Below are 19,867 nucleotides of genomic sequence, written 5' to 3' on the forward strand. Positions count from 1 at the left end.
ATCTTAGGCGCCCCGTCAAACCACGCTGGCCGGAATTCGACAGGGATTTGGGGGGTAAACCGGCAGGGATGCCGGTTTAGCCGCCCCGCGCCATGGATGGCGCGTGGCGGCGGCCCCCCAAATCACTGGCGGATTACGGGCACACCGAGCCTAAGCGAGGTGCCGAGTGGTGGGGCAAGAGCCCTTTTGGTTACTTTTGGGGCTCTTTTCCAAAAGTGACCCGCCGTAAGGGCGGAACCCATAGCAGCCGTTACCCAAACAACGGATATGTACTCGATCTGATCCAACATCCTGACCGGCTGCCAGGCCGCCATCGGGGGCAAGCCCCCTCCCACAGTTGGATTGTGGGGTGCCAGGTAGATAGGCGTCAGCTGAAAGTCTGCCATCGCAGGCAAGCCAGCTCCCACAATTGACCACACAAGGTTCAGTCAACTCGGTCAAAGGTGGGAGCTGGCTTGCCCGCGAAAGGGTCACCTCGGTCTCAAGCTGTAGCCGCAGCCGTCGGCACCTCAACCCCACTCAACCCATCCTTCATGCGCTTGGCGTCACGCACAAAACTGCGCGAGGCCTGGAACAGAAACAGCATGGTCAGGAACAACGCCACCGGAATCAGGTACATGGCGTCATGCAACCCCACAGCTTTATAAGCCTCGGTCATTTGCTCTGCCCCGGCCGCATACATCGCCGAGTGGGCAAAGTGATCGGACAGCGCCCCAACGACCACCGGCCCCATGCCACCGCCGAGCAAATACAGGCCTGCAAAAAACAGCGCCATGGCCGTGGCGCGCAGGCGCGGTTCGACCACGTCCTGGATCGCCGTATAAACGCAGGTGTAGAAGTTGTAGGCAAACAACCAGCCCACGCTGAACAGCGCGACAAACACCCCAATCTCAATGCGTCCGGCATGTAATGCCCAGGCCGTGGTGAGCGTGGAAATAATCAAGCTGAACGCGGCAAACAACAGTCGGCCATTGGCGACGCGTTGATGGATCTTGTCGGCCACCCAGCCGCCCAGGGTCAAGCCCACCAGGCCAGTCAAGCCGACGATCACACCGGTGGCAACGGCCGCGTCCTGCAACGGCAGGAGGAAATAGCGTTGCAGCATCGGCACCAGGAACGAGTTGCACGCATAAGTGGCAAAGTTAAAGCACAACCCGGCCAGCACCAGCCACAGGAAGGTCGGCACCGCCAGTACGCGGCGGATCGGGCGATCGACACGCTCTTGGGACACTTGCACGGTTTCCGCCGCACCGCGTTTGGGCTCTTTGATATAGAACATGAACACCGCCAGGATCATTCCGGGCACGGCGGCGATAAAGAAGGGCGCACGCCAACTGTCGAACGCTTTGACCATCGCGCCGATGGTGAAAAACGCCAGCAACAGCCCCAACGGCAGGCCAAGCATGAAAATCCCCATGGCCCGCGCACGGCGGTGGGCGGGGAACAGGTCGCCGATCAGTGAATTGGCCGCTGGCGCATAGCTGGCTTCTCCGATGCCAATACCCATGCGCACCAGCAGGAAGGTCCAGAAACTGCCGACCATGCCATTGACCGCCGTCAGCCCGCTCCAGGCGAACAGGCCCCAACCCATCAATTTGCTGCGCGAACCGGTGTCGGCCAGTCGCCCGAGCGGCAGCCCGGCAATGGCGTAGACGATGGTGAAGGCGGTGCCGATGATACCGAGCTGAAAGTCGCTCAGGTGCCACTCCATGCGGATCGGCTCGATGATGATCGCGGGGATGGTGCGATCAAAGAAGTTGAACAGGTTGGCCAGGAACAGCAGGAACAGAATGCGCCAGGCATTCGCCGCTTGGGTCGAGTTCTGCATGGGTCCGTCTCTTTTATTGTTATGAGCGCTGCGATGCCCGATGCATCCTGCCCGGTACCTGCAACATAGTCAGGTAAGGCGGGGTTGTCTGTAATGATTCGTAAAGCTGATAGGGCATGATTTCACCCGGCAACACGGGGATTTGTCCCACGAAAATATAAGTTCGCGCCCCCCTTCCCAACGGCCATGGCACGGATAGAATGGCGAGCCTTCCTGTAACACCCCCAACCTACTTTCTTATTGATGACGCCCATGTCCGAAGCCAGTCCGTGTCTGAATTGCGGTGCCTGCTGTTCACACTTTCGCGTGTCTTTCTTTTGGGGTGAGTGCGCCTCATCGGGGGGCACGGTGCCCGATGATCTGGTGGTACAGATCAACCCCACACGGGTGGCAATGATCGGAACCGACCAAAAGCCTGCACGTTGCTGCAGCCTTGAGGGCGAAGTGGGCAAAAGCACCAGTTGCTCGATTTACGAACAACGCTCCAGCCCCTGCCGCGAGTTCGACGCCTCGTGGAGCCAAGGCGTGCAGAACGTTGATTGCGATGCTGCCCGTGCTGCCTTCGGCCTGGCCCCGTTGCAAGCCCCTCCTTTTGAACTGGACCTGCCCATCAGCGCTTAGCACCAAACGCTATGCACAACATGACAAATTAATTGAGATCAAAATGCCATTATCCATGGCAAATCCCATGAGGCTTCTATACTCGACGGGGTAGGTCATCGCCTCTGGCAGTGACGTGGCTCTATGACGGGATACGCTATGGAATGGCTGGGCCAGCACTTTTTCACCGACCTTCCAGACAGCGGGCATTTATTGCTCAATTGCAGTCATAACCCCTTTCTGGTGCTGCTCGCGTACCTGGTTGCCTGCGCGGCGGGTTTCGGCACGCTGGACATGGCCGAACGCGTCGGCCATGTAGAAGACCCCACCGCCCGCCGCCATTGGCGCTGGCTGGGAGCGGGCTGCCTGGCAGGCGGGATCTGGTCGACCCACTTCATCAGTATGCTGGCCTTCCAGGCCCCGATCGCCATTCATTACGAATTGCTCACCACGTTCGCCTCGCTGCTGATCGCCCTGGTCGCCTCGCTGTTCGCCATGAAAACCCTCAGTCATGCCCATCTGCGTTTACACCAATACCTGCTGGCGTCGGTATGGATGGGCCTGGGCATCGCGCTGATGCATTACGTGGGCATGGCGGCGATGCGCTCCCAGGCCCAGGTGTACGTTGAATCGCAGTTGTTCATGGCCTCCGTGGCGATTGCCATCGGTGCCAGCCTGGCGGCGTTGCTGCTGTCCAGTTACCTGCGCAACGGTGCCGGAGTGTTTCACCAACTGCTCAAATACGCGGCCAGCCTGGTGCTGGGCGCCGGGATCCTGAGTATGCATTTTACCGGCATGGCGGCCATGCAAATGCTGGTGCCCAGCGGCGCGGACCTGTCGTTGCCCGTGGACAACAACCCGATTCAACTGGGCCTGTCAGTGGCGGTAATTACTCTGCTGGTGATCGGCAGCGGTGTCAGCGCAGCCCTGGCCGACAAAAAACTGCAGCACAAGGAGCGTGACCTGCGCCGAGTCAACGCGCTGCTCAGCGAACTCGACCAGGCCCGCGCCTCACTGCAACAAGTGGCCCATTTTGACGCGTTGACCAACTTGCTCAACCGCCGTGGCTTCAATCAGATCTTCGCGGAGAAAGTCGCAGAAAAAACCCGAAGCCAAGGCATGATGGCGGTGATTTTTCTCGATATCGACCACTTCAAGCGCATCAATGACAGCCTCGGGCACGACGCTGGCGATCAGTTGCTCACGGTGCTGGCCGGGCATATCAAGGGCTCGATACGCAGCCGTGAGGATGTGGTCGCACGGTTTGGCGGCGATGAGTTCTGCATTCTGATCAATATCCATCACCGTGACGAAGCGCGGCACATGGCCCAGCGCATCATGCAGAAAATGAAAGAACCCATCGAGCTGGCCGGCCGCCGCATGGTGATGACCACCAGCATCGGTATCAGCCTGTTCCCCGACGATGGCCAAACCTGCGAAGAACTGCTGAAGACTGCCGACCTGGCGCTGTACCAATCCAAGGACACCGGGCGCAACACCTTGAACTTCTTCAGCTCCAACCTCAAAACCCGCGCCTCCCTGGAACTGCAACTGGAAGAGGAGCTGCGTGCCGCATTGCGCGCGCGCGCCCAACTGGTGTTGTTTTATCAACCGATCTTCGACATGAAACTGGGCAAGGTCACGCGCCTGGAAGCGCTGGTGCGCTGGCAACATCCCCAACATGGGCTGCTGGCCCCGGACCGGTTTATCGGCATCGCCGAAAACAATGGGCTGATCGCCGAGCTGGATCACTGGGTATTGCGCCAGGCCTGTCACGACCTGAGCCTGTTGTCTGACCGGGGCTACACCGAGCTGACCATGGCCGTGAACTGCTCGGCCCTGAACCTGGCGCGAGACGAGTTGGCCGATGAAATTGAAGACGCCCTGCGCTTTGCCGGCGTGGCGGCCAACCGCCTGGAACTGGAAGTCACCGAAAATGCGTTGATGGGCAATATCAGCAGCACCCTGGCGCTGTTGCGGCAAATTCGCGCCCTGGGGGTGTCCCTGGCGATCGATGACTTCGGCACCGGCTACTCATCCCTGGCCTACCTCAAGCGCCTGCCGCTCAACACCTTGAAGATTGATCGCTCGTTTATCCAGGACATCCCCAAATCCACCGCAGACAGCGAAATCGTCCAGGCGGTCATCGGCATGGCCCATACCCTGCATCTGCAGGTAGTCACCGAAGGCGTGGAAACCCAGGCGCAGTTTGAGCTATTGCTCAAGCACGACTGTGACTTCATTCAGGGTTACCTGCTCAGCCCGGCGGTGCCGTTCAACGACATTATCGGCGTGATGCAAGGCATCGCGATGCGCAACCCGCTCTACCCCTTCAGCGTGGAGGGCACTAAAGACGCAACTGCACCCAAAGACCCTGGTGCAGGCCGCATTGGCCCGGCGGCCATCGTCAGACCAATTCGTTGACACCGAACAGGGTTAAAACTGACCGTCCCAGGCGCAAGTCGCTGTAAAGCTGCGAGCGCTCATTCAGGTGGCAAAGGCATCCAACTTTATGATGAACAGTTGAGGTGGCTGTACCCCATGCCGATTGTGCTGAACCCCTCCTACCAGGTTAATTAGTTTGTTCTCACCCAGCGCCGATTCGACGAGTGCTCTACTGTTCCTGAAACTGAAAAAATCTCGAGGCACGGCGAAGCCCTCCACCCTTGCGGTGATGAATGGCTCCGTCACGTCCACCGGGTGCAGGCAATACAGCATATCGTCCCCGACCCGCCTGAACAAAAGCGCAGTACCGTCTGATGTCGACTCCAGGAACTCAGCACGCGTGACCCTGCGCATGACCTCGACCATAAGCGCCCGAAGTGTGACCGGTCCCTGGCGAGTGACGGCTTGATGGTAATGCGGATGAAAACTGTCGGGCTCGAAATCCAAGCGACGCCAGACGGTTGGTTGAGTGCCCCGATGAGCTCGACCGATATGTAATCTGCGATTCGCACCTCTCGTACGGCGAGTCAACTCAAGTAATGACAGAGGATCAGCCACGTGCGTTTGGCCCGTGCGCCATACACGTAGCATGTCCACAAATTTGAAATCTTTCTGATATCGATTGAACACCGCCCTGGCAACCTGGGTTCGGCTGGAGGGTGTCATTTCTGGAAACGCATCTTCAACGTAAGCAGCAATTTTCTTTTCAAAAGGCCTTCGCTCCAGGACCTCCCAGGCCGCCGTAGCGCGGTTATAGGTTGCAATCATGGGCTGTTCACTGGGGTTGTTTCGCAACATCAACTCGAAACTGTCAAAATCGCCATAAGAGACGTTCGAGTTTCGAATAGCTACTGTGGTGTCGTACCAGCGCACATCAAAGGTGGTCCGGTAAAAACGATCATTTAACTTAATGAAAGTACCTTCAACCAGAGACCAACCAGCCTCTGCCGTGAAAACGGGTTTGTACTCAAACACACCGTAGGTATGCTGCACTTTGTTCAACAATCCGGCTTGAATTTGCTGGCCCCAGGATTTCCAATGATTGGTCACAATGACACTCGGACGCGCCGCAGGCAGGGCCACAGGAACCGCGTACGCACTGGGTTCGATACCCTGAAGCCGTAGCCTGACCTGATCAAGGGTCGTGGCCGGATTGAGGTACTGACGAAACTCATGGGGAATATCCCGCAGACCTATGGCCTGCGACTCCAGTGAATTACGCCCCAAATGCCTGACAAACCGAAGTTCCATAGCCCTTTCACGACCTACAGGGAACTCAAATGAATCAAGCACCCTTGCAGCTTGCAGCGTATCCAAGTCGGGGTAGAATCTGGTCAGGTCATCGCATGCCATTCGCGAGTGATAGCCCCCTCGCAAGCCATAGTGGGGCGAGCGGATGACCCATTCATTCAAGGCGTTCTGAGAGATTGGCGGTTGGTGATATGCGTGCTCTCCCGTTTGACGAGGCTTTTTCAGGCGCCAGGTGCCGGTCCCCGAAGTCTCGTCATAGGCCACCTTGTACCACTGGTCTTTCTCCTTGAGAAAATGCTGTCCTGGTGTCGAGCCTTTTCCGGCACGGGTGTAGATCCCCTGGCTTTCCCACCCAGATAACGGCGTCACATCTTTGGGCGCTGCCCTGAGGGCCATACTGCGAGGCAATCCATGCACCCTGGACGGCGTGAAACGGACCGGAGCCACGCCCACGGCACCGTCGACCAGCGCCCCAACCAAGTGAGTGAAGGCTTTTACAAATTCATGGGTCGCCCCTATCGAATCATCATTTTGCAGGGCGTCCAGCGCAGCACTCAACGCCATTGCGCTGCGCACCAGGCCAATGACAAAGGTCACCTTGACGGGAAAAACGGCCAGCGCCACTTCCACCAGCCCCTCAACGACGGTCCAGGTACTGCGCACATTTGACTCATGTGTACTGGTAGTCCTGCGGTCGGCGCGGACAATGGCGGCACGTGTCTCCCAGTCGTAGGTTCGCTCTAGAAAATTCCCCCTGATGGGTGACAGGGAAACCTCTTCGCGAAAGATCCCTCTTTTGAAGGTGCTACGCATTCGCGGCAAGGTGCCGCCATCCATTCGCTCATACAAATAGTCATGCCAGGCAGTGTTATTCACGAATTGTTCGAGCAGTTGAGCCATGCCGTTATATTCACGAAACACCCGCCCATCCTTGGCCCTGGGGGTATAAAGCACCACGACGTTGATCTTGGGGCTAGACGATATGAAAGCCAGGACGCCCAGCACGTGGATATCACGCACATAGAGTGCCGCAACCGTCACTTTATGGCCTTCAAACGTTGCTCTTTGAGCGGTTTCCGTGGGGTGGTCAAGCACGTTTTCGACAAGGTGATAACCGCGATCCTGTGGATCCGGTAAATAATCCCTGGATATCTTGGCCTCGATGGCGTCGACCCTGAGTTGCTTGAGCATCACATTAACGAAGTCCTGCTTGAGATTTTTCGCTTCGGCAGACGTTTGCAAATGCCGTTTGAGAAAGTCGATGTAGGAACCACCAATATCCGTGTCACGCACCAGGTCCTTGACCTGCTGTGTGGTCAATTGCGTGAAGGGTTTGCCATGCAGACTCAGTCGGGACTTGGCGACAAACACTTCATCCAGATAGTCGACGTTTTCCAGGGCCAGCTCGGCCAGGCTCTTGGTTTCAATCGAGTAATGGGACTGGCCGAGCTGCGGATTAGGCCTGGCGCCCGGAAAGTAGATGCCGGGAGCCGGATTGGGCCGACGTATGGTCACCTTGATATCGGAAGGAGACTCGTCGATGCCATATTCGTCCTCCAGGGCTTGGGCCAGTCGTTCGTCGCTGTAGGCCAGCAGCGCATCATGGTCACCGAACTGTGAGATCGAAGGCAGGCCATCTCCTGCCTGCGCATTTTGCAGTTCACTCAAGTACTCCCGCACTGCCGTAGCCCAAGCCTGTTTATCGGGCTCCGATGCTGCACTCAAAAACTGCTCGAGCTCGGCTTTTGAACGCTTGGTTTCGCGTGCCAGCATCACCCTACGAACGCCGAATAACCGCTCCATGTCGGTGGTGAAGTTAAGGCTGGCGGGCAGTTGGCTGATGTCTGCGTGTATGCCTCGTTGCTGGTAATGCGCCACCATGGACTTGAAATCGTGGATCAGCTTTTCATATTGAGAGCTCACACTGACGCTGACGATTGGCCCCAAGACCTCTTTGTAGTCAAAGCAACCAGTGACATGCGCCTTGTCACGAATATCGGTTGCAGACTCAACATCTTTGTCCGCCAACAGCTCGAAGAGACTATCGAATTCGTTATCCGTGTTCAGCCGACGATGCAGTTCCTTATCCAGAGACTCCAAGGAGGGGAATGCTTCCAGGCCACGATTGGGAGTAAACAGAATGACGAAACCAACATCGGCATCGACTGCGATGGGCCGAACCTTAGGCGCGGCGTCAGGTGGGCTTGCCTCGGAGACGGAGTAGGACTGATCGCGAACCGTGAGCACCAACGCACCGTGCAGAGACAAGTCAGGTGCAGCGCCCTCGCCCTTGAGCACCACAGTATAAGCGGCAGGCCGACGAGGTCGGGAGTGCCGCGCCTTGGCATCCGGATATGCGATGAACTCTTCAATCAGCAACACGCCATTGGAGTTCAAAGTACCGTCAGCCCGGAGCAATATAGCCTCCAACCTCAACTGGTCACTGCGCGATGCAATGACCAATTGTTTAACGGAGCGGGGGTCAGTGGCACTGACAGCCTCATTCCAGAACGCATCCAGGCGAGTCTTGTAAGCGCTATCGAGCGAGCCCGCGAGATCATCGAGAAAAACGCTGAAGGCCGTCGGGGTGAGTGAGGACGGCAAATCCTCGTCGTCCTGTGCTTCTCGGCCGAGCGTGAAGCGCGTCTGAGGACTGGCAAAAAGTGCTGACTGCTGGCCGACGATTCGCTTGATCCCGGCATCCATCAAACTGGGAAGTAACCCGGTGGCGTTGTTGGAAGGCTGCGCAACCGGTAAGTCGGTCGAGTCGTTGCTGATGAAAATTCGAGAGGCTTCCAGCGACCCGGCACTTGAGGTAAACGTAGCGTTCAATCGCTCATTTACAAACGCTGAAAATGTCGGTCGCCGCCTGAGAATCTGCAACCTTTTACCGACAGCCTCCAATTGCTCCCGGTAATGGGTCTTGTAGTCATTATCTTGCAAAGCCGCAAGCGTCGCGGAGGGTGTGGAAGACAATCGTGGAGCCAGTTGCATAGTCGTGCCCTGTTTGATCACTGAAGATTTCAGGGCCTAGAATCACGATGTTTCGACTTTTGCGTGCATCACATACTTACTGCCGGGTCGATGTTGGACTTAGTAACAATTAAACCTACCCGCGAGAAGTCATATAACTGTTCCCGTGACGTTAACGTCACCCATGCGTGTGACGTTTCTCCACGGCAAAGAGCCATCACGCTACTCCGCTACACACTTCGCTTCGTTTCAATGACGCACCATTATGGAGCTCATTCTGTGGCTGACGCCCTTTCCTGGATCAGAATCCAGGGCGAAACCACCACTGCCCACAAGCTCGGATCACGCTCAACCAGGTCCAGCGCCCGCGTCGCAGACACTTCGCCCAGGCTCCCGGAAGCCAGCCAGGCAGCGACTTTGTCACGGTTGTCTTCGGCCATTGCCTCGGCCGCTTCGATCAAATCCAGGGCAACGTCGACCCACAATAGGGCGCCCTTGGCAAAGAACGGCTCAAGCTCCTTCCAGGAAATTTCAGCGGTTTCACCGAGCAGCTTGGCATAGAGGGTGCTAGGTTCTTGCGACATGGGAGTTCACCTGAGTAAAAAATCGGCGCAATCATAGCCTTCTGACTCAGGCAGAAAAACCCAGTAGCAAATGAGGTAGCGATTGAGAGGGCCAGAAAAGCCAGGGAATGCCTAGAAGGATGCGGTAAGCCCGCCGCAATTCTGTCTTTTTCTTTCATTTAAGCGACACGCCAGGGTTTTGCCCCCCGTTGCCAGCTTTTCAAGCGATCAACCGGCGCTCTACACTGTACCGGTACAGTTGCCAGGGCAATGCCGGGGGGATATCCGCGATATCTGATCCGGTTCTGCAGCTCACAAGGCCGCTAGAACTATAAAAAATACAACAGTAAGAGTGGAGCACTATGAATAAGGCTACTAAGCAGATTTCCAAACTGTTTGCCGCTATGGTCCTGGCTGGGGTTGCCGGCCATTCGTTCGCAGCCGACACCATCAAGATCGGCATCGCCGGTCCCAAGACCGGTCCGGTAACGCAATACGGCGACATGCAATTCATGGGTGCCAAGCAAGCCATCAAGGACATCAACGCCAAGGGCGGCGTCGATGGCAAAATGCTTGAAGCCAAGGAATACGATGACGCTTGCGATCCCAAACAAGCCGTTGCCGTTGCCAACAAAGTGGTCAACGACGGCGTCAAGTTCGTAGTCGGTCACCTCTGCTCCAGCTCCACTCAGCCTGCGTCGGATATCTATGAAGACGAAGGCGTCATCATGATTACCCCAGCCGCCACCAGCCCTGAAATCACCTCCCGTGGCTACAAGCTGATCTTCCGCACCATTGGTCTGGACAGCGCACAAGGCCCGGCAGCCGGCAACTACATCGCCGACCACGTGAAACCGAAAATCGTTGCCGTCCTGCACGACAAGCAGCAATACGGTGAAGGTATCGCCAGCGCCGTGAAGAAGACCCTTGAAGAAAAAGGCACCAAGGTTGCCGTCTTCGAAGGCCTGAACGCCGGTGACAAAGACTTCTCCTCGATCATCCAGAAGCTCAAGCAAGCCAACGTCGACTTCGTCTACTACGGCGGCTACCACCCTGAGCTGGGCCTGATCCTGCGCCAAGCCAAGGAAAAAGGCCTGAACGCCAAGTTCATGGGCCCAGAGGGCGTGGGTAACGACTCCATCTCGCAAATCGCCCAGGGCGCTTCCGAAGGTCTGCTGGTGACCCTGCCGAAATCCTTCGACACCGACCCTGCCAACAAAGCCATCGTTGAAGAGTTCGCCAAGAACAAACAGGACCCAACCGGTCCGTTCGTGTTCCCGGCGTACTCAGCGGTTGAAGTCATCGCCGGCGGTATCGCTGCCGCGAAGAGCGAAGACACCGCCAAAGTGGCCGAGGCCATCCACGCCGGTACCTTCAAGACCCCTACCGGCGATTTGAGCTTCGACGCCAAGGGCGACCTGAAGGACTTCAAGTTCGTGGTCTACGAATGGCACTTCGGTAAACCAAAAACCGAAGTTTCCCCTCAGTAAGCCAGGCGTTACTGGTCAACAAGCCCACTGTGCAAGCAGTGGGCTTTGTTTTACGAGGTTTATGGGCCATGTCACCCGCGATCCGGGCGCTGGCTCACCTGAAAATCTTAAAACCGTCACCAGCGGTTCGCTGGCAAACGCTTCGTGCAACCTGGTCACTGAACAGGGCACCGAGCCGGAAATGACTCCACCAGTGAAATGCGTATCGGGTTTTTAGGAGCGCTGTAATGCCTGAGATCTATCATTTTTTCCAACAGCTGGTTAATGGCCTGACCATTGGCAGCACCTATGCCTTGATAGCCATTGGCTACACAATGGTTTACGGCATCATTGGAATGATCAACTTCGCCCATGGCGAGGTGTACATGATTGGTTCCTACGTGGCCTTCATCGCCCTTGCCGGGCTGGCCATGATGGGGATCCACTCCCTGCCGCTGTTGATGACCGCTGCGTTCCTGGCATCGATCATCGTGACCAGTGCCTATGGTTACAGTATCGAGCGGGTTGCCTACCGTCCCTTGCGTGGCAGCAACCGTTTGATCCCGCTGATTTCCGCGATCGGCATGTCGATTTTCCTGCAGAACACCGTACTGCTGTCTCAGGACTCCAAGGACAAGTCCATTCCCAACCTGATCCCGGGGAGCATCTCCTTCGGCCCAGGTGGCGCACAAGAAGTGCTGATTTCGTACATGCAGATTCTGGTTTTCGTGGTCACCCTGGTGGCCATGCTGGGCCTGACGCTGTTCATTTCCCGCTCCCGTCTGGGGCGCGCCTGCCGGGCCTGCGCCGAAGACATCAAGATGGCCAACCTGCTGGGCATCAACACCAATAACATCATCGCCCTGACCTTCGTCATTGGTGCTGCGCTGGCGGCCGTGGCGGCCGTGTTGCTGAGCATGCAATACGGCGTGATCAACCCCAACGCCGGTTTCCTGGTGGGCCTCAAGGCCTTTACCGCAGCGGTATTGGGCGGCATCGGCAGTATTCCGGGCGCCATGCTCGGCGGGCTGGTGCTGGGTGTGGCCGAAGCCTTTGGCGCCGATATCTTCGGTGACCAGTACAAGGACGTCGTCGCGTTCGGCCTGTTGGTTCTGGTGTTGTTGTTCCGTCCGACCGGCATCCTGGGCCGTCCGGAGGTTGAGAAAGTATGAGCAGATATCTTAAATCGGCGTTTTTCAGCGCCTTGCTGGTGTGGGCCGTGGCCTTCCCGGTACTCGGCCTCAAGCTGAGCATTGTCGGCATCAATCTGGAAGTGCATGGCACTGGACCGCTCACGCTGAGCGTGATTGCCGTGTGCTCGGTGCTGATGTTTTTGCGGGTGCTGTTGACCCACCAGCTGGGTGCGTTGTTCAAGCGCAGTCGTGGTCCGTTGGTTCCGCCCAAGGTAAGCGAATTCCTGACTCTTCCGCGCACGCAGCGCTACATCATCATCGCCCTAGTCGCCGCCGCCCTCGTATGGCCGTTTTTTGGCTCCCGAGGCGCGGTGGATATCGGCATCTTGATCCTGATTTATGTGATGCTTGGCTTGGGGTTGAACATCGTAGTAGGGCTTGCGGGTTTGCTCGACCTGGGTTACGTAGGTTTTTACGCTGTTGGTGCTTACACCTATGCACTGCTATCGCACTACCTCGGCTGGGGCTTCTGGATCTGCCTCCCAATCGCGGGAATGATGGCCGCAACCTTCGGTTTCCTCCTGGGTTTTCCCGTGTTGCGCCTGCGCGGCGACTACCTGGCAATCGTAACGCTGGGCTTCGGTGAAATAATTCGTCTATTTCTTCGCAACCTGACAGACCTCACCGGAGGTCCAAACGGCATAAGCAACATTCCCAAGCCAACGTTTTTCGGTCTTCCACTCGATAAAACCGCGCCTGATGGCGGGCAGACGTTCCATGAGTACTTCGGGTTGGTTTACAGCGGATCTGACAAGATAGTTTTTCTCTATCTGATTGCGCTGTTGCTGGTGCTGGCGACGTTGTTCGTGATCAATCGCTTGCTGCGCATGCCGATCGGTCGAGCCTGGGAAGCACTTCGTGAAGATGAAATCGCCTGTCGGGCGTTGGGTATGAACCCGACAGTCATCAAACTCTCGGCATTCACCCTCGGGGCGACCTTTGCCGGTTTTGCCGGCAGCTTCTTCGCTGCACGTCAGGGACTGGTTACACCAGAGTCGTTTACCTTCCTTGAGTCGGCGATCATTCTGGCAATTGTCGTGTTGGGCGGGATGGGTTCACAACTGGGCGTCATTCTGGCAGCCGTGGTAATGACACTACTCCCCGAACTGATGCGCGACTTTAGTGAGTACCGCATGTTGATGTTCGGCGCCCTCATGGTGCTGATGATGATCTGGCGCCCTCAAGGCCTGCTGCCCATGCAACGTCCACACATGGAGCTGCGCAAATGAGCCGCGAGATCCTGAAAGTCGAAAACCTGAGCATGCGCTTCGGTGGTTTGCTGGCGGTCAATGGCGTGGCCCTGTCCGTCAAAGAGAAACAAGTGGTAGCGCTGATCGGCCCCAACGGCGCCGGCAAGACCACGGTGTTCAACTGCCTCACCGGCTTCTACAAGCCGAGCGGCGGCAGCATCCTGCTGGACGGCCAGCCGATCCAGGGCCTGGCCGGTCACGAGATCGCTCGCAAGGGCGTGGTGCGTACCTTCCAGAACGTGCGGTTGTTCAAGGACATGACGGCGGTCGAGAACCTGCTGATCGCCCAGCACCGTCACTTGAACACCAACTTCTTTGCGGGCCTGTTCAAGACCCCGGCGTTCCGCAAGAGCGAGCGCGAGGCCATGGAGTACGCGGCGTACTGGCTGGACAAGGTCAACCTGACCGAGTTTGCCAACCGCCCGGCAGGCACCCTCGCCTACGGCCAGCAGCGTCGCCTGGAAATCGCCCGTTGCATGATGACCCGCCCGCGGATTCTGATGCTCGACGAACCCGCCGCCGGCCTGAACCCCAAGGAAACCGAAGACCTCAAGGCGCTGATCAGCGTGCTGCGCGAGGAAAACAACGCCACGGTGCTGTTGATCGAACACGACATGAAACTGGTCATGAGCATTTCCGACCATATCGTGGTGATCAACCAGGGCACGCCGCTGGCCGACGGGACGCCGGAGCAGATCCGCGACAATCCTGAAGTGATCAAAGCCTACTTGGGGGAAGCGTAAAATGCTGCAGTTCGAAAACGTTTCCACGTTCTACGGCAAGATCCAGGCCCTGCACGACGTCAATGTCGAAGTGCGCCAGGGTGAGATCGTCACCCTGATCGGCGCCAACGGTGCCGGCAAATCGACCTTGCTGATGACCCTGTGCGGTTCGCCGCAAGCCTATAGCGGCAGCATCCGCTATATGGGTGAAGAACTGGTGGGCAAGCACTCCGCCGAGATCATGCGCAAGAGCATTGCCGTGGTACCGGAAGGCCGCCGCGTGTTCTCGCGCCTGACCGTGGAAGAGAACCTGGCCATGGGCGGGTTCTTTACCGACAAGGGCGACTACCAGGAGCAGATGGACAAGGTGCTGCACCTGTTCCCCCGCCTCAAGGAACGCTTCAGCCAGCGCGGCGGCACCATGTCGGGCGGCGAGCAGCAAATGCTCGCCATCGGCCGGGCGCTGATGAGCAAGCCCAAGCTGTTGCTGCTGGACGAGCCCTCCCTGGGCCTGGCACCGATCATCATCCAGCAGATCTTCGACATCATCGAACAGCTGCGCAAGGACGGGGTAACGGTGTTTTTGGTGGAGCAGAACGCCAACCAGGCGCTGAAAATCGCCGACCGCGCCTATGTGTTGGAAAACGGCCGGGTGGTGATGCAGGGCACGGGGGAGCAATTGCTGACCGATCCCAAAGTGCGCGAGGCGTACCTCGGCGGCTAACCCAGTTCAAGGCAGCAACCGGCTCTAAAATGTGGGAGGGGGCTTGCCCCCGATAGCGGGGTATCAGTCATATGTCTTGTGGCTGACACACTGTCATCGGGGGCAAGCCCCCTCCCACATTTTGCTTGGCGTAACTTTGGAGTTTTTTTCTACTGATCTTGTAACGAACTCTATCCCCCTCTCTCTAGTGGTGCATGCAGGCAATCAAGCCTGCGCATTCAACCACTGCTGGAGACACACCATGACCACCAAACTGTCCGCCGCCACCCTCGTCCTCGCCCTGGGTTCGGCCCTGAGCCTGTCCGCCCTGAGCACCACTGCCCACGCAGCCGACGACATGCAGAAATGCTTCGGCGTGGCTGAAGCCGGCAAGAACGATTGCGCCGCAGGTGCCGGCACCTCTTGCGCCGGCACGTCCAAAACCAAGGACCAGGCCAATGCCTGGAAGCTGGTCCCCGCCGGTACCTGCACCAAGACCCCAAGCAGCACCTCACCGACCGGCTTCGGCCAGGAAACCGAATTCACTGCCAAATCCTGAAACCTCGTGCAGCCTGAGTACTGATGATGACGCCTACATCCCCTCACACGGTCTCACCGGCTCAGGCGCCCGGCCTGCCCTTGCGGGCCGGGCTGGGGTTGAAAACCGAGCACTTCACCCAAGTGCTTGAGACCGGCCCCGATATTGGTTTTTTCGAAGTACACGCCGAAAACTACATGGTGGCCGGCGGCCCGTTTCATCACTACCTGGGACTGATCCGCGAGCAGTACCCGCTGTCGTTGCACGGCGTGGGCCTGTCCATCGGCGGCGAAGGTGCCCTGGACCGCGACCACCTGACACGCTTGGCCACGTTGATCGAGCGCTATCAACCCCAGTCTTTTTCCGAACACCTGGCCTGGTCCAGCCACGGCCCGGTGTTTCTCAACGACCTGCTGCCACTGGCTTACGACGCCACCACCCTGAGCCGGGTGTGCGACCACGTTGACCAGGTGCAAAGCACGCTCAAGCGGCCGATGCTGCTGGAGAATCCCTCGACCTACCTGCAGTTCGAGCGCTCAACCCTGGACGAAACCGACTTTATCAGCGAGGTCATCGGCCGGACCGGTTGTGGCCTGCTGCTCGACGTCAACAACGTCTACGTTTCCTGTATCAATCACCAGCGCGACCCATTGGCCTATATCGACGCCCTGCCCTTGCACGCAGTGGGCGAGATTCATCTGGCAGGCTTTGCCGAAGACACCGACAGCCTGGGCGACCGCCTGCTGATCGATGACCACGGCGCGCCTATCGATAACGCCGTGTGGCAACTGTACGAGCACGTGCTGGCGCGGACCGGGCCGGTAGCCACGTTGATCGAGCGGGATAACCAAGTGCCGGCGTTCAGCGTATTGCAGGCCGAAGCGCGGCAGGCCCAATGGTATTTGTCGCAGGTGACGCGATGAGCCTTCAACAGGCCTTCGCCCACGCGTTGCTGACGCCGGGCGCGACCTGCCCGCAGGGCATGTTCAGCAGCAACGGGGCCGACCCGGCGAGTCGCTTCGCGGTGTATCGCAATAACGTCCACAGCGCGTTGATCAATGCGCTCGTCGCTGCCTATCCGGTGACGCGGCAACTGGTTGGCGATGAGTTTTTCCACGCCATGGTCGGCCTGTACGTCCAGGCTCACCCGCCCACCAACCCGTTGATCAGCGAATACGGCAGCACATTGGCTGAGTTTATCCAGCGGTTCGAACCGGCCTCAAGCGTGCCTTACCTGGCAGATATCGCTCGGCTGGAGCGCCTGCGGGTACGGGCCTATCACGCAGCGGATCACCCGACGCTTGATCAACACAGCGTTCTTCAACAACTGCAAAGCGCCGAGGAACTGGGACAACTGCGTGTGCGGCTTCATCCCTCGCTTGCAACCGTGGAATCTCCCTACGCGATCGTATCGATTTGGGCCGCGCACCAGACCGACGGGGTGATCGCCACCTTAAACCCCTGGTACGCCCAAGGCGCGCTGGTCCTGCGCCACGGGTTGGCGGTCAAGGTGTTCGCCATCGACAGCGGATCGGTGACGTTTATCAACCGCCTCAATCAAGGCGCGGGACTGGAAATGGCCCTCGCTGACGCCCTTCAAGCCTCGGCCGAATTCGACTTGCACCAGTGTCTGACGCTGCTGATCAGCCACGACGCCATGACTCATTTGCATCTGCCACCAAAGGTATCGCCATGAACACTTCAGCTCCATGTCTGGTAAAGCGCACCGTCGCACTGTTTGAAAAAATCCCCTACAGCCTGATCGCCTTTATTGCGCGCTTCTCCATTGCCGCGGTGTTCTGGAAATCCGGGCAGACCAAGGTCGAAGGCTTTGCCGTAGATCTCATCAGCGGCACATTCCAGATCGGTGAACCCAAGCTCGCCGCCTCGACACTCTGGTTGTTTCGCAGCGAATATCAGCTGCCCCTGGTGTCGCCGGAGGTGGCCGCGTACCTGGCAACCTTTGCCGAGCACTTTTTCCCGGTATTGATCCTGCTGGGGTTCGCCACACGCTTCTCGGCCCTGGCCTTGATCGGCATGACCTTGACCATTCAGCTGTTCGTCTACCCGGACGCCTACCCCACCCACGGCACCTGGCTCGCGCTGTTGTTGCTGTTGCTCGCCAGGGGGCCAGGCTGCCTGTCCATCGACCACTTGATTGCCCGTCGTTTTCGTTAAAGCCGATCCAGCGCCTCGCCGCTGCGCCTGAACCAATCCACCAGGTAATCGGCCAACACCTGGGTGCGTCTCGGCAGGCCGCCCTGGTAAGGGTGAACCAGGTACATCGGCATTCGGCGAGTCTGATAGTCGCGCAGGATCCAGCGCAATCGCCCCTCGGCCAACTCCGTGGGCAACACGTAGGACGGCAGGCGGGCGATTCCGGCCCCCACCAGGGCGGCTTTTTTCAGCAGGTTGTAATGGTTGGAGGCAAACGTGCCGCTCACCCGTACGCGCAGTAATTCGTGTTGCTGGTGATACAACCACTCCTCACGACCGCTGTAGTGACTGTTGAGCAAACAGCTGTGTGTCGACAGGTCCGCCGGGGTCAGCGGTTCGCCATGCTGCTCCAGGTAGGCCGGGCTGGCGCAGGTCACCTCGTGCCAGGCCAGCAAAGGCTTGGCGACCAGGCGTTCATTTTCGATAGCACCCGCGCGTACGCCCAGGTCAAAGCCATCGCGCGCCAAGTCCCGGTAGCTGTTGTTAAGCTCCAGTTCGATCTGCACCTGCGGATATTGCCGGGAGAACTCCAGCAACAAGCCATCGAAGAAAGTTTCGCCCAGCGACACCGGAACAGTCATACGCACAGGGCCGGCCAAATCATCCTTGAGCCGCGCCAATGCCTGGCGCGCGCGTTCCACTTGTACCACCAACGCTTGTGCCTGGGGCAGCAATGCCGCGCCGGCGGCGGTGAGGCTGAGCTTGCGCGTGGTGCGGTGCAACAGCACCACGGCGAACTGCGCTTCCAACTGGCTGATGCGCTTGGACAACTGCCCTTTGCTGCAGCCCAACTGCTCGGCCGCCACGGTGAAACTGCCCGCTTCGATCAGCACGGCAAAGGCTGCCAGGTCATCCATTTCGCTCATCGATTGTTTCCATTTGAAAACCAAAGGTTGCCTATTAGTGCGTTTATTCGACTGAAAAGCCACATTAAACTGAACCCTCAATCACCGTAGGAGCGAGCTTGTTCGCGAAGATCGTCAACGATTACTCGGTAAGCCTGGCTAAACGGCGGCGCTGCTGAGCTTTTCGCGAGCACGCTCGCTCCTACCTTCAATTAGCCCAGAGGAACAGCGCGATGAAAATCCTATTGATCGGTGCCAGCGGCACCATAGGTTCAGCGATCAAGACAGAACTGGCGCAACGCCATGAAGTGATCAGCATCGGCCGTACCAGCGGCGACTTCCAGGTGGACATCAGTGATAGTGCCTCGATACGCAGGCTGTTCGAGCAGACCGGCAAGTTCGACGCCCTGATCTGCGCGGCAGGCAGTGTGAACTTCGTGGCACTGGGCGAGATGAGCGACGGCGATTTCGAACTGGGCCTGCGTGACAAACTGATGGGCCAGGTCAACCTGCTGCTGATCGGCCGCGAATACGCCAATGACGCTGCCTCGTTTACGTTCACCAGCGGCATTCTCAACCGCGACCCGATCCGTACCGGTGCCTCGGCCGCACTGGTCAACGGCGCACTGGATGCCTTCGTCAAAGCCGCGGCGATCGAGTTGCCGCGGGGCCTGCGTATCAACTCGGTGAGCCCGACAGTGCTGCTGGAAGCCATGGGCAGCTATGCCCCGTACTTCCGCGGGTACAAACCGGTACCCGCTGCGGAGGTGGCATTGGCCTACGCGAAAAGTGTCGAGGGCTTGCAGACAGGCCAGACCTTTATCGTAGGCTGATATGCCTCATAGGGATTCTCGGTACCTGCCGCCTTTATTGGAGGTACCGGGTTGCCCATTCGGCAGCCAGGTCTTTGGGCACGTCGACCCTGAATTGACCGCCCATAATCCCTCTAACGTTGCTGGTAGATAAACGGCGGCCGTCGATGTAAAGCGTCATCTGTTTGCCGTAGGTAAGCGTGGTAATGGCTGTGGTACGAGCCGTGGCTTCTTCGCTCAAGGTGATACCGACCGATACGGTATCTGCATCCAGACGGTGGCTACTCTTGAGTTCAAGGGAGATCTCGGTGAAGTCATTAGCCGACGAATACTCCAGTCTCGCGGCGTCATCGGCAACTACCGAAACACTGACGAACAGCAGTCCATATAGGTTCCATCTACTTGTCATCGCAACTCTCCCAGGCAAAGTCATCAACCCTTGCATACCGCCCCCCAGC

The 19,867-nt window shown here is 58.2% G+C and carries 17 protein-coding genes; 12 read left to right on the forward strand and 5 right to left on the reverse strand.

Annotated features, from left to right (window positions below):
- Positions 1–481 precede the first annotated feature (481 nt).
- Entirely contained in the window at positions 482–1,828 is a 1,347-nt protein-coding gene (locus tag TX23_RS04845; protein WP_057701261.1) for a spinster family MFS transporter, read from the reverse strand.
- A 252-nt stretch (positions 1,829–2,080) separates the two neighbouring features.
- Here TX23_RS04845 and TX23_RS04850 point away from each other — a divergent pair, with 252 nt between their 5' ends.
- On the forward strand, positions 2,081–2,449 hold the full coding sequence (locus TX23_RS04850) for a YkgJ family cysteine cluster protein (RefSeq protein WP_057701262.1): 369 nt from the start codon (positions 2,081–2,083) through the stop codon (positions 2,447–2,449).
- Between the two features lie 138 nt (positions 2,450–2,587).
- The gene (locus TX23_RS04855; RefSeq protein WP_057701263.1) at positions 2,588–4,852 is read left to right on the forward strand and encodes a putative bifunctional diguanylate cyclase/phosphodiesterase; all 2,265 of its coding nucleotides are present in this window, start codon (positions 2,588–2,590) and stop codon (positions 4,850–4,852) included.
- Positions 4,853–4,915: 63 nt separating this feature from the next.
- Here the strand turns inward: TX23_RS04855 and TX23_RS04860 are convergent, their stop codons facing one another.
- Positions 4,916–9,118 (reverse strand): dermonecrotic toxin domain-containing protein, encoded by a 4,203-nt coding sequence (locus tag TX23_RS04860; protein ID WP_157243905.1) that lies wholly within the window; start codon positions 9,116–9,118, stop codon positions 4,916–4,918.
- A 251-nt stretch (positions 9,119–9,369) separates the two neighbouring features.
- Positions 9,370–9,681 (reverse strand): DUF2288 domain-containing protein, encoded by a 312-nt coding sequence (locus TX23_RS04865; RefSeq protein WP_057701265.1) that lies wholly within the window; start codon positions 9,679–9,681, stop codon positions 9,370–9,372.
- A 341-nt stretch (positions 9,682–10,022) separates the two neighbouring features.
- Here TX23_RS04865 and TX23_RS04870 point away from each other — a divergent pair, with 341 nt between their 5' ends.
- The 9 genes from TX23_RS04870 (at position 10,023) to TX23_RS04910 (ending at position 17,713) form a co-directional block, all read left to right on the forward strand.
- A complete protein-coding gene (locus TX23_RS04870; RefSeq protein ID WP_003193533.1) occupies positions 10,023–11,150 on the forward strand; it encodes a branched-chain amino acid ABC transporter substrate-binding protein in 1,128 nt (375 codons plus the stop codon).
- Between the two features lie 227 nt (positions 11,151–11,377).
- Positions 11,378–12,301 (forward strand): high-affinity branched-chain amino acid ABC transporter permease LivH, encoded by a 924-nt coding sequence (gene livH / locus TX23_RS04875; RefSeq protein WP_003193535.1) that lies wholly within the window; start codon positions 11,378–11,380, stop codon positions 12,299–12,301.
- Positions 12,298–13,551: a high-affinity branched-chain amino acid ABC transporter permease LivM gene (locus tag TX23_RS04880; RefSeq protein WP_057701266.1), complete on the forward strand. Its 1,254-nt coding sequence runs from the start codon at positions 12,298–12,300 to the stop codon at positions 13,549–13,551. The genes livH and TX23_RS04880 overlap by 4 nt, the downstream gene beginning before the upstream one ends.
- The gene (gene livG / locus TX23_RS04885; protein ID WP_057701267.1) at positions 13,548–14,315 is read left to right on the forward strand and encodes a high-affinity branched-chain amino acid ABC transporter ATP-binding protein LivG; all 768 of its coding nucleotides are present in this window, start codon (positions 13,548–13,550) and stop codon (positions 14,313–14,315) included. The genes TX23_RS04880 and livG overlap by 4 nt, the downstream gene beginning before the upstream one ends.
- Before the next feature lies 1 nt (position 14,316).
- Positions 14,317–15,018 (forward strand): ABC transporter ATP-binding protein, encoded by a 702-nt coding sequence (locus TX23_RS04890; protein WP_057701268.1) that lies wholly within the window; start codon positions 14,317–14,319, stop codon positions 15,016–15,018.
- A gap of 241 nt (positions 15,019–15,259) precedes the next feature.
- Positions 15,260–15,556, forward strand: coding sequence for a BufA1 family periplasmic bufferin-type metallophore (locus TX23_RS04895; protein ID WP_057701269.1), 297 nt, complete (start codon positions 15,260–15,262; stop codon positions 15,554–15,556).
- A 23-nt stretch (positions 15,557–15,579) separates the two neighbouring features.
- Positions 15,580–16,458, forward strand: a complete 879-nt coding sequence (gene bufB / locus TX23_RS04900; protein ID WP_057701270.1) for an MNIO family bufferin maturase — start codon at positions 15,580–15,582, stop codon at positions 16,456–16,458.
- Complete coding sequence (locus TX23_RS04905) at positions 16,455–17,231, forward strand: HvfC/BufC N-terminal domain-containing protein (protein ID WP_057701271.1); 777 nt, start codon at positions 16,455–16,457, stop codon at positions 17,229–17,231. The genes bufB and TX23_RS04905 overlap by 4 nt, the downstream gene beginning before the upstream one ends.
- Complete coding sequence (locus tag TX23_RS04910; protein ID WP_057701272.1) at positions 17,228–17,713, forward strand: DoxX family protein; 486 nt, start codon at positions 17,228–17,230, stop codon at positions 17,711–17,713. The genes TX23_RS04905 and TX23_RS04910 overlap by 4 nt, the downstream gene beginning before the upstream one ends.
- Here TX23_RS04910 and TX23_RS04915 read toward each other — a convergent pair.
- The gene (locus tag TX23_RS04915; RefSeq protein WP_057701273.1) at positions 17,710–18,618 is read right to left on the reverse strand and encodes a LysR family transcriptional regulator; all 909 of its coding nucleotides are present in this window, start codon (positions 18,616–18,618) and stop codon (positions 17,710–17,712) included. The genes TX23_RS04910 and TX23_RS04915 overlap by 4 nt on opposite strands.
- A gap of 212 nt (positions 18,619–18,830) precedes the next feature.
- On the opposite strand from TX23_RS04915, the gene TX23_RS04920 reads away from it, so the two are divergent.
- The gene (locus TX23_RS04920; RefSeq protein WP_057701274.1) at positions 18,831–19,430 is read left to right on the forward strand and encodes a short chain dehydrogenase; all 600 of its coding nucleotides are present in this window, start codon (positions 18,831–18,833) and stop codon (positions 19,428–19,430) included.
- A gap of 34 nt (positions 19,431–19,464) precedes the next feature.
- Here TX23_RS04920 and TX23_RS04925 read toward each other — a convergent pair whose 3' ends face one another.
- Positions 19,465–19,854 carry a hypothetical protein gene (locus TX23_RS04925; RefSeq protein WP_057701275.1) on the reverse strand — a complete coding sequence of 130 codons (390 nt, stop codon included), beginning with the start codon at positions 19,852–19,854 and terminating at the stop codon, positions 19,465–19,467.
- Positions 19,855–19,867 lie beyond the last annotated feature (13 nt).

The sequence above is a fragment of the Pseudomonas paralactis genome (assembly GCF_001439735.1).
Classification (GTDB): domain Bacteria; phylum Pseudomonadota; class Gammaproteobacteria; order Pseudomonadales; family Pseudomonadaceae; genus Aquipseudomonas; species Aquipseudomonas paralactis.